Annotated in this window: 14 protein-coding genes; 12 read left to right on the top strand and 2 right to left on the bottom strand. The window is 51.4% G+C overall.

The window, feature by feature from the left end; translation table 11 throughout:
- The first annotated feature begins 2 nt into the window (after positions 1-2).
- The 8 genes from GQS10_RS12630 (at position 3) to GQS10_RS12665 (ending at position 5520) form a co-directional block, all read left to right on the top strand.
- Positions 3-188, top strand: coding sequence for a DUF4177 domain-containing protein (locus tag GQS10_RS12630; RefSeq protein ID WP_166242672.1), 186 nt, complete (start codon positions 3-5; stop codon positions 186-188).
- Between the two features lie 14 nt (positions 189-202).
- On the top strand, positions 203-1000 hold the full coding sequence (locus GQS10_RS12635; protein WP_166242674.1) for a TatD family hydrolase: 798 nt from the start codon (positions 203-205) through the stop codon (positions 998-1000).
- A gap of 119 nt (positions 1001-1119) precedes the next feature.
- Positions 1120-1566 carry a carboxymuconolactone decarboxylase family protein gene (locus tag GQS10_RS12640; protein WP_166242676.1) on the top strand — a complete coding sequence of 149 codons (447 nt, stop codon included), beginning with the start codon at positions 1120-1122 and terminating at the stop codon, positions 1564-1566.
- Positions 1567-1578: 12 nt separating this feature from the next.
- Positions 1579-2547 (top strand): sigma-70 family RNA polymerase sigma factor, encoded by a 969-nt coding sequence (locus GQS10_RS12645; RefSeq protein WP_166242678.1) that lies wholly within the window; start codon positions 1579-1581, stop codon positions 2545-2547.
- A 130-nt stretch (positions 2548-2677) separates the two neighbouring features.
- Entirely contained in the window at positions 2678-3019 is a 342-nt protein-coding gene (locus GQS10_RS12650) for a DUF2500 domain-containing protein (RefSeq protein ID WP_243735138.1), read from the top strand.
- Between the two features lie 158 nt (positions 3020-3177).
- Positions 3178-3630, top strand: a complete 453-nt coding sequence (locus GQS10_RS12655; protein ID WP_166242682.1) for a GAF domain-containing protein — start codon at positions 3178-3180, stop codon at positions 3628-3630.
- Positions 3631-3743: 113 nt separating this feature from the next.
- Complete coding sequence (locus GQS10_RS12660; protein WP_166242684.1) at positions 3744-4397, top strand: response regulator; 654 nt, start codon at positions 3744-3746, stop codon at positions 4395-4397.
- 100 nt (positions 4398-4497) lie between these two features.
- On the top strand, positions 4498-5520 hold the full coding sequence (locus tag GQS10_RS12665; protein ID WP_166242871.1) for a sensor histidine kinase: 1023 nt from the start codon (positions 4498-4500) through the stop codon (positions 5518-5520).
- A 106-nt stretch (positions 5521-5626) separates the two neighbouring features.
- Here GQS10_RS12665 and GQS10_RS12670 read toward each other — a convergent pair whose 3' ends face one another.
- Positions 5627-6172 carry an NTP transferase domain-containing protein gene (locus GQS10_RS12670; protein WP_166242686.1) on the bottom strand — a complete coding sequence of 182 codons (546 nt, stop codon included), beginning with the start codon at positions 6170-6172 and terminating at the stop codon, positions 5627-5629.
- A 93-nt stretch (positions 6173-6265) separates the two neighbouring features.
- Complete coding sequence (locus GQS10_RS12675) at positions 6266-7009, bottom strand: Crp/Fnr family transcriptional regulator (RefSeq protein ID WP_243735139.1); 744 nt, start codon at positions 7007-7009, stop codon at positions 6266-6268.
- 292 nt (positions 7010-7301) lie between these two features.
- On the opposite strand from GQS10_RS12675, the gene GQS10_RS12680 reads away from it, so the two are divergent.
- The 4 genes from GQS10_RS12680 to pflA all read left to right on the top strand — a co-directional run bounded on the left by GQS10_RS12680 (position 7302) and on the right by pflA (position 13724).
- A complete protein-coding gene (locus GQS10_RS12680; RefSeq protein ID WP_166242688.1) occupies positions 7302-7835 on the top strand; it encodes a hemerythrin domain-containing protein in 534 nt (177 codons plus the stop codon).
- Positions 7836-8003: 168 nt separating this feature from the next.
- On the top strand, positions 8004-10613 hold the full coding sequence (adhE, locus tag GQS10_RS12685) for a bifunctional acetaldehyde-CoA/alcohol dehydrogenase (protein WP_166242690.1): 2610 nt from the start codon (positions 8004-8006) through the stop codon (positions 10611-10613).
- Between the two features lie 32 nt (positions 10614-10645).
- Positions 10646-12916, top strand: coding sequence for a formate C-acetyltransferase (pflB, locus tag GQS10_RS12690; protein WP_166242692.1), 2271 nt, complete (start codon positions 10646-10648; stop codon positions 12914-12916).
- 43 nt (positions 12917-12959) lie between these two features.
- Positions 12960-13724, top strand: a complete 765-nt coding sequence (pflA, locus tag GQS10_RS12695; protein ID WP_166242694.1) for a pyruvate formate-lyase-activating protein — start codon at positions 12960-12962, stop codon at positions 13722-13724.
- Positions 13725-13834: the final 110 nt, after the last annotated feature.

Genomic DNA, 13834 nt, shown 5'->3' on the forward strand with positions numbered 1-13834 from the left:
TAATGTATGAGTATATTTTCGTAGAAACCTCGTTGGGCGGATTTTTTACCGAAGCGACGTATCAGGAGACGATTACCGAATATGCAAAGCAAGGCTGGCGTTTAGTTCAGGTGCTACCGACAAATTACAACGGGCACGGGAAGCCGACGGGCTATGAAATAATTTTTGAAAAGCCTGTTCAAGCGTAATCGTCTCAACACAAATGATGAAACCAATTCTAGACGCCCATATTCATTTTGACCTCTACCCCTCAGACGAACGTGAACGGATGATCGCCTCCTTTGCAGACGAGGGCATTCAGGGGGTCATCACTGTTTCGAACCATCTGCCCTCCTGTAAAGAAAACTTGAGGCTGCAGCAGCACGCGCCGAGCATGATCTTTCCGGCTTACGGCTACCATCCGGAGCAGGAGCTCCCCAGTCCGCAGGATGAAAGGGAGCTGTTTCAGTGGATTCGTGAGCATCATACCGGTATGGCGGCCATTGGCGAGGTGGGGCTTCCCTATTACATGCGGAAGGAGCATGAAAGTGAGGGCCGTCCCTTTGAGCTGCAGCCTTATATCGATCTGCTTGAAAGGTTTGTGAGCCTGGCAGCAGAGCTCAATAAACCGATTGTGCTGCATGCGGTGTACGAGGATGCTGAGACGGTCTGCGATCTATTGGAAAAGCACCGCATCCAAAAGGCGCATTTTCACTGGTTCAAAGGGAGTTCGGATACGCTGAAGCGCCTTGAGGCGAACGGCTTTAGCATCTCAGTTACTCCGGAAGTGGTGTACCGGGACAAAATCCGCGAGATCGTGCGTCAATACCCGCTTGAGCTGCTCATGGTAGAAACTGACGGACCATGGCCGTTTGATGGTCCATACGCAGGCAAGCGGACGTATCCGTGCATGATTCGCGACGCCATTTCAGCCATCGCTGCGATTCAAGAGCGCTCGCTGGAGGAAACGACGACGATTCTTTATGATAATACCTGTAAATTTTATAACCTGTCGTTTTAACCGGTCCAGTCATTTTCAGTGGAAATTATTATTTTTTGAATTAGATATTCAAAAGCATTCACAAAATCCGACCCTTCATTGTCTTAAGTAGTGAAGCCACTACGAATGGGGGAAGGAACATGGAAATGAGAATGAATTACCGCAAGGTGCATCCCGAAGCGTTTGAAACGATGCTGAAGCTCGAGCACTATATGCACACGAGCGGCATTGAGAAGACCATGTACGAGCTGATCAAAATACGGGCATCGCAGATCAATGGCTGTGCGTTTTGCCTCGACATGCATACGAAAGAGCTTTTGGGAATGGGCGAAGCTCCTGAGCGGGTATATTTGCTCTCGGTTTGGAAGGAAGCGCCATGCTACAGTGAGAAGGAAAAAGCGGCTTTGGAGCTGACCGAATCGCTCACACTTGTGGCCAGCGGCGGATTGCCGCAGCAGGTATACGACCGGGTGAGGGAGCATTGGTCCGAGCAGGAATTCGTTGTGCTGATTATGGCGATCAATACCATTAACAGCTGGAACCGGATCGCGATATCGACGGGGATGTACCCGGGATGCTTTTCGTAGGGGGAATTGCTTTTGGCTGAGGCTGGATGGATGGATGAGAGGACAATTGCCGCCGCGTATGCTGAATACCGGCCGCTGCTGTTTTCAATCGCTTACCGGATGCTAGGAGTCGCTGCTGATGCTGAAGATATTGTCCAGGACGTCTTCAGCGCGATTCATTCGTATGGCGTCAGCAGTGTGCGAGAGATGAAGCCGTACCTATGTAAAATGACGATGAACCGCTGCCTTAATGAATTGAAGTCGGCTCGAAAACGCAGGGAAACGTACGTTGGCCCGTGGCTGCCGGAGCCATTGATCGGCTCAGCCAATGAGCCGCTGGAAGCTGTGGAACAGAAGGAAACGTTATCGTACGCGTTTCAAGTCATGCTTGACCGCCTAACTCCTTTGGAGCGGGCGGTTTTTGTGCTTCGGACCGCCTACGAGCTGGAGTATGCGGAGATCGCCGCAATCATGGAGCGGGCGGAAGCGTACTGCCGTAAGCTGGTGAGCAATGCGCGCCGCAAGCTTGAAGCCAAGCCGGAGGCACAAGTCAAAGCACAATTGATTGTACAAGCGAAGGGGGCAAACCCTGAGCCTGCCTCTGCCGGTTTTTATGCTGCAGGAAGTGGGGAATATATAGGAAGACAAGGCCTTGAGCGTTTCTTAGAAGCATTCTCGCAGCGGGATATTCCGCAGCTGGTCGCTCTTCTTTCGGAGGACGCAGTACTGCTGACCGATGGAGGCGGACGGGTGCGTGCTGCGTTAAAGCCGATTATAACCCGAGACAGAGTCATCGCTTTGCTGGATGTCATCGCCTCACGGTCATTATTCGGAGTTTCGGCGGATATACTGCAGGTTAATGGACAGGAGGCAGTCGTTTTTTACGAAGGGGCGCAGCGCGTGAAAGCCGTTATTTGCTTGGAATGGTCGCCTATGCTGAATACCGTTCAAACCATTTATCATATTTGCAATCCGGATAAGCTGCTGCGGGTAAAAATGTAAGGGTATGACATCGATTGAATCCTTTTGGAAGGAAACAGCGTATGAACCAGAGCGTGATTTTGGGCCTGGATGCCGGATGAATGGGGGAAAACGTATGGGTTATGGCTTCGGATTTGATTTTTTTGGTATCATGTCGGTTTTGTTTCCGATCGTTTTTATTGTTGTCCTTGGGATGATCGTATTGCGCGCATTCAGCGGGGTTAGGGAATGGCAGTCGAACAACAAGCAGCCCGTGCTTTCGGTGGATGCGGAGGTCGTTTCCAAGCGTACGCATGTTTCGAACCACGCCCACAACCATAATGGGCACGTGCATAACCAATCGAGTACGAGATATTTTGCAACGTTTCAGGTGAGGAGCGGCGACCGGATGGAGTTCACGGTTTCCGGGCAGGAATACGGTATGCTGGCGGAAGGCGATCAGGGTGAACTGACGTTCCAAGGCACCCGGTATCATTCGTTTTTGCGAAAATAAACACTGCACGGTTTTTGTGCACTACCTCCTCCTTACGAAATAATACAGGTGTGATGAATGTTACACTTGCCGCCCCTCTTTTCCGATATACTGAGAATAGTTTCTTTCTAGCTGATTCGGTGCAATTTGCGTAAAACATTTCGGAAGGAGGGCGGATAATGGACCCGGGGAATGATGTCATCGTGCTGCTCAGCGGCTTGAAAACGGCGACGAACAGCGATTTTGCCGGTATAGCATGGCGTAAGGATGAAGAAGGCGATATTGTTTGGAAATATGTCCTTGGCAACCGGAATGACCGTTACAAACGGATGGTGAAGCGGCATGGTCAGGGCGTTGTCGGACTTACGATGCGGCACGGACGGCCTATGGTCGTTACCGATCCCGGCACAAGCGAAGCCGAGCTGAAAAACTCCCCGATCCTGTTGGCCGAAGGCCTGTTGTCCGCCGTAACCGCACCTATCATGCGGGAAGGCAGAGTGGTTGGGGTTTTGCTGCTCGGGCGCCGAACCGCACTGCAGTATGAGCAGGAGCAAACACTTCTTATAGAAGAGGCGGCTGGGCACCTACATCCCTTGGCCGATCCCGCGGAAACACTTACAGATATAAGCTAGCCGCTTGGGGGAGCCTGAGCCGCTAGCTTCTGTTATTTTCCGGGAAGTCTTGTGCATCGGAGGTATGAAAGCTAAGATTACAAGTATAAACGCAAAGAAACGGAGGCTTTCAGGTGATTTCGATCCTTATCGTAGACGACCACGCTGTGGTACGCTCGGGCTTAAAGATGCTTCTTGGCGCGAGGCAGGATTTTCGTGTCGTGGGGGAAGCGGCGGAAGGGAATGAAGGCATACGGAAAGCTCAGGAGCTGGGTCCGGATGTCGTACTGATGGACTTAAGCATGCCTCAGGGGAAGGACGGATTAACCGCTACCTCAGAGCTCAAAAAGGTGATGCCCGGCGTTGCCGTGCTTATGCTGACGATGCATGACGATGAACAATATTTGTTTCAGGCGATCCATGCGGGAGCTTCCGGTTATGTGCTCAAGAGTGCGCCTCACGAGGAGCTTCAGGCGGCGATCGAGTCCGTAGCGAGAGGGGAAGCGTATTTGACACCAGGGGCGACAAAGCGGCTGATGGGAGAATATTTGGACAAGATGAAACAGGGAGAAAATTTGGATGTGTATGAAACATTAAGCGATCGGGAAAAAGAAATTTTAGCGCTTGTTGCCAAGGGCTATGCCAATAAAGAAATCGCCGAGCAGCTCGTCATTAGTGTAAAGACAGTTGAGACGCATAAAAGCAATGTGATGGAAAAGCTGAATTTACGGACGCGTCCCGAGCTTGTGAAATATGCGGTGAAGAAAGGACTGCTTCAGTTTGAATAACCACAACGAAAAAAATCCAAGTGAATGGTTAGATGGAGCAGATGGAATCGGGCAGGTCGGAGAAAATACCCTGAAGCTGTTCAGCCAATTAAATGAAGCGATGCAGACGATGCGCAACGATTTGGAAAAGTCGGTCAAGCAGCTGGTCGATCTTAAGCTGGCGCTCGATGAATCGTCCATTGTGGCGGTGACGGACCATCGGGGAGTAATTCAGTATGTGAACGATAAATTTTGCGAAATATCGAAGTATAGCCGGGAGGAATTGATTGGAAAGGACCACCGTCTGATCAATTCGGGCTACCACTCCAAGGATTTTATGCGCCAGCTGTGGGGGACGATTTCCCAAGGCAAGGTATGGAAAGGTGAAGTCAAGAACCGGGCCAAGGACGGCACGTTTTATTGGGTGAACACCACCATTGTCCCGATTCAGCAGGAGGACGGGTCTCCGTATCAGTACTTGGCGATCCGTAATGAAGTAACAAAGCTAAAGCACGTCGAAGAAGAGCTGCAGCTCATGATGACGCAGATGCTGCGCGTACAGGAAGAAGAGCGGAAGCGGATCTCCCGTGAGCTTCATGACGGCATCGGACAAACCTTATTTTCCTTATTAATTCAGGTTGATAAAATTAAGACGGAAGTGGAGCATGAAGGCCTGGGGCTGCTGCGTAAGGACATTACCCATTTAATAGAAGACATCCGCAGCATTTCATGGGAGCTCCGTCCATCGGTGCTGGACGATCTGGGTGTGGTTCCGGCGATCCGCACATATATTCAAAATTTTGAAAGGCACTACGGTATCTCTGTAGGGCTGGACTGCAATCTTGGCAAACGGCTTGAGGTTCATACAGAAACGACCATTTACCGGATTATACAAGAGGCGCTGACGAATATTGCAAAATACGCTGACGTCTCGGAAGCGAAGGTATCGATCAGTGAGTCCGTTGGTGCTGTAAATGTACAAATTGAGGACCGCGGGGTAGGGTTTCGGCCGGATACGGCGGCGAAGGGTGTAGGCTTGTTCAGTATGGAGGAGCGGGCACGCTCGGTCGGCGGCAGTTTAAGAGTACAGTCTGAAGTTGGACATGGAACGACAGTAACCCTGAGCATACCTAACTTACAATGAAAACAACATAGGAATGATGTACGTCTTCAATAAAGAAACATGCGATACCGCATTGCAGGCCGGGGGAGGCTATAGTGCAAGCGGGTACCGCATGTTTTTATTTTGTCTATAAAGCTTCTTGTTTCTTTTCAATTGGGCCGGCTGAATCAAAGGTTAGCTCCGGTCCGTTGAGGCCCGGCGGCTCCTGCTTCGTCCATTTAATCTTATCCAGGAAATGATCCCAGGTTGCCATATCCTTTGTAACCAAGTCATACAGCGTATCATGGCATCGTTTGCGGTAGATTGCGTGATGGAGCAGCGGTAAGCCGTGAATCACCGGAAAAGCGGCATGCTCGTTGCCCCGGACGATCTGCTCCAACAATTGATGCGCAAACGTTGGTGAAAGAAACGGAGAATCCACGTCAACAGCCCAGACAAAAGGGTTACGGCTAAGCGACAGAGCGGCGTACAGCCCTCCCAGCGGCCAATCCATTCCGTTATACCCCGAAAGGACGCGGGTAGAGGATGGGACATGCGCTAAAAGTGCACGAGGTTGGTTGGTTACAAGAATAACCTCATTGCAGGTGGCTTCCATTTGCGAAATGACAGATCCGAGGGAACGGGGAACATGTCCGCTCGGCTTAATATAAGTAAGCAGGGCGCCGGTTAGCATCGGCATGGCCTCCTTCGTTCGTTTGACCTTAGTCTAAAAGAACGGGAGGTTTCTCACTATGATTTTAGTCACGGATTTTTCACAATCCGCTGTTTAAATACGGCACACTTCCTTCGGGCAAGCTGGGAAGGAAGGGCATCCTGCAATGCACTTGAGCTGCGTAAGGTTGCAGATGACGATATGGTTTTTGTCGTAATCGATGACGCCTTCATCCTTTAATCCGCTTAGCAGCCGGTTGACACTTTCACGAGTTGTGCCGATAAATTGGGCAAGCTCTGTGTTTGTCAGCTTCACATTGATTTTTACGCCGTTTTTATGCGGCTGGCCGTACGAATTGCTCATCCGTACCAACGTGGAAGCAAGGGCGCCCGGTTTTCCGTACAGCAGCAAATCGCGGAACTTGGACTGGGTTGTGCGATGGGTAAGTCCCATCCACTTCATAAAATCTACGGCGAATTCGCCATTTTGATAAATGAGTACTTCAAGATCGGCGGTTTGCACGACCCCGATATCCGCATCTTTGGTTACCACTGCGTTGAAGCTGTAGTGCAGGTGGCTTAGACCGCCAAGCTCTCCGAACAAATCACCTTTTTGCAAGATGTACAAAATTAATTCTTTCCCATCTTCGGTTGTTTTATAGATTTTTACCTGACCGCTTTTTACATAGAACAGCTTGTCGGCAGGGTCGCCTTCCCAGAACAGCGTTGTGTTCGCTTGAAACTTCCTTGCATACATCACGGACTCAAGACGCTGAAACTGCTCGGCAGTTAGAAAATCGGAAATTTGATATTTCGAGCTGTTCGCTTCATTTGTATTCATTGTGTTTGTTGTTGTCATTGTTATAACCTCCCCCAATTCGTTACCTTAAGGATAGCGCAAAGTGATTTCGATCACTATCGGGGGATTCACTGAACTTTTCGGGGAAAAAACCCCTAGTTAATTTCAGGGGACAGTGATTTTTGTAGCTTCCGGCGGAAAAAGCGAGTAATTGTGACAGCTTTGCAACGGTTGTGTAACAAGGGCGAAAATAAGGGATAGTATGTGATTATTTTCACATTAAGAATGAGGAGCAGCAGGTACACTGAAAACATAAGAAATCAAATCAAACACGACCCGGGAGGTATCCAAAATGCAAGGATCATGCACTGCTTATGAACACAGCGCCCACCCGACCGAATTGGCATATGCTTTAGAACGTCTTAAAGAAGAACATCACGTCCTGCGCCAAGGCTTGCAGGCACTGAAAACTTTTGCTAAACAAACCGGCGCGGCGGTTACTCCTGTTGAAGGCTTCCGCAAGCTGATGGAGCTTATGCAGCAGACTGGAGCATTTATGCTTAAGCTGGAGCGTCATGCGGAATGGGAAGAGAATGAGCTGTTCCCGCTTATCTCTGAATATTATCATCGCCACAGCGGCCCAAGCATTGCGCCATCTATCTGGATGATGGAGAAGGATCATGAGCTTGCTTCCCAATTTGTTCGTTCCTTTACGGAAGAGGCCAACAAAATTACTTTGCCTGCCGATCAGAGAGCAGTGAAAAGAGCAACAGATCATCTCATTCAGGCTTGTTACATCTTTGGCGAGCATTTTGATTTGGAAGAAGAAGTGATCTTTGCGCCGGCGGAACAAATTTTAATGGATATTGATTATTTGTTTTCGTAAGCTGCCCTTGGGAATTATTTAAAGGCATATAATGAAGCGGTTTTTACCAAGCTTGGCCGGTCAAAAATGGGCGTTTGCCTAAATTTAATCAAAGTGAGGTTTATCACAATGATGAGGCTGGCCTGCAGATAAGATAGAGACCATATAAAACGTTTGGAGGCGGTTCGGATGGCCGTGAGAGAAAAGCGTATGGAAGATCGGATGTCGGCGCAGGATGAAGTGAATCAGCTGGCAGCTAGAGCCCGGCAGTCACTCGAGGAGTTCATGCAGTACGATCAAGAGCAGATTGACAAAATCGTTCAGGCGATGGCGCTTGCCGGTCTCGACAAGCACATGATGCTGGCGAAGATGGCGGTAGAGGAAACAGGGCGCGGGGTTTACGAGGACAAAATCACAAAGAACATCTTTGCGACGGAGTACATTTATCACAGCATTAAGAATGTGCGCACGGTCGGTGTGATCGAAGATAACCCGCATGAGAGCTATCGCGCAGTTGCGGAGCCTGTCGGCGTAATCGCCGGTGTTACTCCGGTAACGAACCCGACTTCTACGACCATGTTCAAAGCATTGATCGCCATTAAGGCCCGCAATCCAATCGTTTTCGCGTTCCATCCGTCCGCACAGCGCAGCAGCGTAGCGGCAGCACGTACTTTGCTCGAAGCAGCTGTTAAAGCAGGCGCTCCGGAGCACTGCATCCAGTGGATTGAGAATCCGTCCGTAGAAGCTACACAGCTGCTGATGAATCACCAGGATGTGGCTTTGATTTTAGCGACCGGAGGTTCCTCCATGGTAAAAGCGGCATACAGCACCGGTAAGCCGGCGCTTGGCGTAGGTCCGGGCAATGTTCCTTGTCTGATCGACAAAACTGCAGATTTGCAGCAATCGGTAACCGATTTAATCCTGTCGAAGTCGTTCGACAACGGCATGATCTGCGCATCCGAGCAAGCAGTCATTATTGAAAAGGCTATTTATGAACAGACCAAGAAGCTGATGACCGATTCCGGCTGCTACTTCCTTACGGCAGAAGAGACAGAAGCCGTCTCCAGACTGGTTATCAACCCGGAAAAATGCGCAGTAAACGCTGTAATCGTGGGCCAGCCGGCAGTGAAAATTGCTGAGATGGCAGGACTCAAGGTGCCGGAGGATACGAAAATCCTCGTTGCCGAGCTGAAGGGTGTAGGCGAGCAATACCCGCTATCCGCTGAAAAGCTGAGCCCTGTGCTTGCTTGCTATAAGGTGAATACGGCGGAAGAGGGCATCGAGCTTGCGGCCAAGGTTGTCGCTTTTGGCGGCATGGGCCACTCCTCGGTTATCCATTCCAAGGATCAAAAAACAATCGACGCATTCGCAGCGCGCCTGCAAACCGGCCGTGTTATTGTGAACGCACCGTCGACGCATGGCGCAATCGGCGATATTTATAATACGAACCTTCCGTCGCTCACACTCGGCTGCGGCTCCTACGGCCATAACTCAACGACGAGCAATGTGACGACGGTGAACTTGATCAATATTAAGCGTGTTGCTTACCGGACGGTGAATATGCAGTGGTTTAAAATCCCGCCGAAGGTTTACTTCGAGAAGGGCTCCACGCAGTACCTTGAAAAAATGCCGGATATTTCGCGGGTGCTGATCGTTACTGACCCGATGATGGTTCAGCTTGGCTATGTAGAGAAAGTGGAGTACTATCTCCGGAAGCGCAGAACGCCGGTTGCGATCGAAGTGTTCAGCGATGTAGAGCCGGATCCTTCGGTAGACACCGTGGACCGTGGTACTGCCATGATGGCTGCCTTTAAGCCGGACTGCATCATTGCTCTTGGCGGCGGTTCCCCAATGGACGCTGCGAAGGCAATGTGGCTGTTCTATGAATACCCGGATACGGACTTCCAATCCTTGAAGCAAAAGTTCATGGATATCCGTAAGCGTGTCTATAAATATCCGCGTCTCGGCAATAAAGCGAAGTTTGTTGCGATTCCAACAACTTCGGGCACTGGCTCGGAAGTTACGTCCTTTGCCGTTATTACCGACAAGCGCCAAGGCAACACGAAGTATCCGTTGGCTGACTATGAGCTGACGCCGGATGTGGCGATTATCGATCCGGAATACGTGTACACCCTGCCGAAAACAGCGGTTGCCGATACCGGTATGGACGTGTTGACGCACGCCATCGAAGCTTACGTTTCGGTTATGGCGAATGACTACACGGACGGCCTTGCGATTAAGGCTATCCAGCTCGTCTTTGAGAACCTGGAAAAATCGTACGCAACGGCTGACCCGGTTGCCCGCGAGAAAATGCACAATGCATCGACGATCGCAGGCATGGCCTTCGCCAACGCGTTCCTCGGCATCAACCACAGCTTGGCGCATAAGTGGGGCGGAGAATTCCACACCGCACACGGACGCACCAACGCGATCCTGATGCCGCATGTTATCCGTTATAATGCACAGAAACCGACGAAATTTGCGTCGTTCCCGAAATACGGCCACTTTGTTGCCGATAAGCGCTACGCGGAAATTGCCCGCATTCTAGGTCTTCCGGCGCGTACGACAGAGGAAGGCGTAAACAGCCTCATCGAAGCGGTACGCAAGCTGAACAAGGCGCTCGGCATTCAGGAAAAGTTCCAGGATCTTGGTTTTGAACCGGCTGTATTCGAAGCAAAAGTCGAAGAGCTGGCGGATCGCGCATTTGAGGATCAATGTACTACAGCGAACCCTCGCATGCCGTTGGTTAAGGAACTGGCTGAAGTGTACCGTAAAGCTTTCTATGGAAAATTCGAATAAATAACTGAAAAATATTTGGAGGTGCTTTCGCCATGGTGATGAAAGAAAAAGATGTTCAAGGAGCAGCAGGCGTACCTGCCCCTTGGCGGGGATTCCGTCCTGGCAAATGGCAGACTGCGACGAATGTAAAAGACTTTATCGATAAAAACATCACTCCGTACACTGGAGATGAAGCGTTCTTGGCTTCGCCGACAGACGCGACCCTGGCCCTTTGGGATCAGGTTCGCGAGCTGATGAAAAAGGAACGGGATAACGGAGGCGTGCTGGACGTCGATGTCAATACGGTATCGACGATCGTATCGCACGGTCCCGGCTACATTGACAAGACCAAAGAAACTGTTGTCGGTCTGCAGACTGATGAGCCGTTCAAGCGTTCCCTGCAGCCGTTCGGCGGAATTCGGATGGCGATCGACGCTTGTGAGGCTTACGGCTTCAAGGTTCCGGATGAGATCATCAAGCTGTTCACCGATATTCGCAAGACGCATAACCAGGGCGTGTTTGACGCTTATACGAATGATATGCGCGCAGCGCGCAAAGCCGGCATCATTACCGGTTTACCGGATGCATACGGCCGCGGCCGGATTATCGGCGACTATCGCAGAGTGGCGCTGTACGGTGTCGATCAGCTGGTGAAAGAGAAAAAGAATGATCTGCTCCAGCTGGAAGTCGGCTACATGTCTGAGGACGTCATTCGTGCTCGCGAGGAAATTTCCGAGCAAATTCGCGCTCTTGCCGAGCTGAAACAGATGGCGAAATCGTACGGCTTTGATATTTCCAAGCCGGCGAACAATGCCCGCGAAGCGGTGCAGTGGGTATACTTCGCGTACCTCGCAGCGATTAAAGAACAGAATGGGGCAGCGATGAGCCTTGGCCGCGTCTCCTCGTTCCTCGATATTTATATTGAACGCGATCTTATGGAAGGCACGCTGACAGAAGCACAGGCGCAAGAGCTGATGGACCACTTCGTCATGAAGCTCCGTATTGTGAAATTCCTGCGTACGCCGGAATATAACGAGCTGTTCAGCGGCGACCCGACATGGGTAACCGAGTGCGTAGGCGGTATGGGGCTTAACGGTGTAACGCGTGTAACGCGCAACTCGTTCCGCATCCTGCACACGCTGTATAACCTCGGCCCAGCGCCGGAACCGAACCTGACCGTGCTGTGGTCGGTTGACTTGCCGGAAGGCTTCAAGCAGTACTGCGCGAAGGTGTCGATCGAAACGAGCTCGATCCAGTATGAGAGCGATGATCTCATGCGTCCGTACTATGGCGACGATTACGGCATTGCCTGCTGCGTATCCGCAATGCGGATCGGTAAGCAAATGCAGTTTTTCGGGGCAAGAGCAAATCTTGCGAAGGCGCTGCTGTATGCGATTAACGGCGGTGTTGATGAGCAGCTGGGCGCGCAAATCGGGCCGGTGCTTCCGCCGATCACCTCGGAGGTTCTCGACTACAACGAAGTCATGGAGCGTTATGACCTAGTGATGGATTGGCTGGCTGGGCTGTATATGAACACCCTGAACGTCATCCACTACATGCACGATAAATACAGCTATGAGCGGATTGAAATGGCGCTTCACGATCGTGAAATTATCCGTACGATGGCATGCGGCATCGCCGGCCTGTCCGTCGTAGCCGATAGCTTGAGCGCGATCCGGTATGCAAAAGTACGCCCGATCCGCAATGAAAAGGGCATCGCCGTAGATTTCGAAATCGAAGGCGAATATCCGCAGTACGGCAACAATGACGAGCGCGTCGATTCCATGGCAACGGCCTTGGCGGAGACATTCATGAATAAGCTTCGCAAGCACAAAACGTATCGCGACGCGATCCCGACCTTGTCGGTTCTAACGATCACATCGAACGTCGTATACGGCAAGAAAACCGGCAGCACGCCGGACGGCCGCAAATCCGGCGAGCCGTTCGCACCGGGCGCCAACCCGATGCACGGCCGCGACCGCAACGGAGCGCTGGCATCGCTCGCATCGGTAGCGAAGCTGCCTTACGAGCACTGCCTTGACGGCATCTCGAACACGTTCTCGATCGTGCCGAAGGCGCTTGGCCGAGAGATCGATGTGCGTGTAAACAACCTCGTATCTCTGCTTGACGGTTATGCGGCAAGCGGCGGTCATCACTTGAACATTAACGTATTTGATCGGGCGCAGCTGCTCGATGCGATGGAACGGCCGGAAGAATATCCGCAACTTACGATCCGCGTATCGGGATACGCCGTAAACTTCATCAAGCTGACCCGTGAACAGCAGTTGGACGTTATCAATCGTACGTTCCACGGTGCCATCTAACACATCTTAGACTACTACACCAATGGAAAGGGGCGCGGTCACCATGAAAGGCCGGATTCACTCTATAGAAACGTTCGGGACGGTTGACGGGCCCGGAATCCGCTTCGTTCTCTTCATGCAGGGCTGCGCCCTTCAATGTGCGTACTGCCATAACCCGGATACCTGGGATACGACCATCGGAACCCAGGTGACGGTTGAAGAGGTACTGGCGAAGATCGAGCCGTATCTCGAATATTACCGCCGGTCTGGCGGTGGAATTACGGTTACAGGCGGAGAGCCGACCCTGCAGGCGCCGTTTGTAGCGGAGCTGTTCCGGGAATGCAAGAAACGCTGGAATTTGCATACGGCGCTCGATTCCTCGGGCTTTTGCGATCCTCAGCATGCGAAGGAGCTGCTCGAGGTGACGGATCTCGTGCTGCTCGATCTAAAAATGATGGACCGTGAAGGCCACATTAAGCTGACGAGCCAGCCGAATGACCGCATCCTACGCTTTACGGCGTATTTGGCCGAGCGGCAAAACCAAATCTGGGTGCGCCACGTTTTGATTCCGGGCATTACGGACAGTCCTACTGACCTGTATGAAATGGGCAGGCTGATCGGTACGATGCCGAATGTGCAAAAGGTCGAGCTGCTTCCCTACCACCGGATGGGTGTTTATAAGTGGCAGCAGCTTGGCAAAGAATATCCGCTAGAGGGTGTACGCGAACCTGAAAAGCAAGAGGTAGACCGAGCGAATGCCATGGTCCAAGCGGGGATCAAGGCGGGTAAAGAAGAGAAGAAGAACAAGGTGGGGAAGCCTGCTAGCTAGTAAAACCTAAAGGCGCGGTGCTTAGGCATCGCGCCCTTTTGTATTGGAAAAGAAGTCATGTTGGGACACTTCCTTGCCAAATGATTGATTTCGGGAACGAATGTATAGGC

The organism is Paenibacillus turpanensis (assembly GCF_011421635.1).
Classification (GTDB): Bacteria; Bacillota; Bacilli; order Paenibacillales; family YIM-B00363; genus Paenibacillus_AK; species Paenibacillus_AK turpanensis.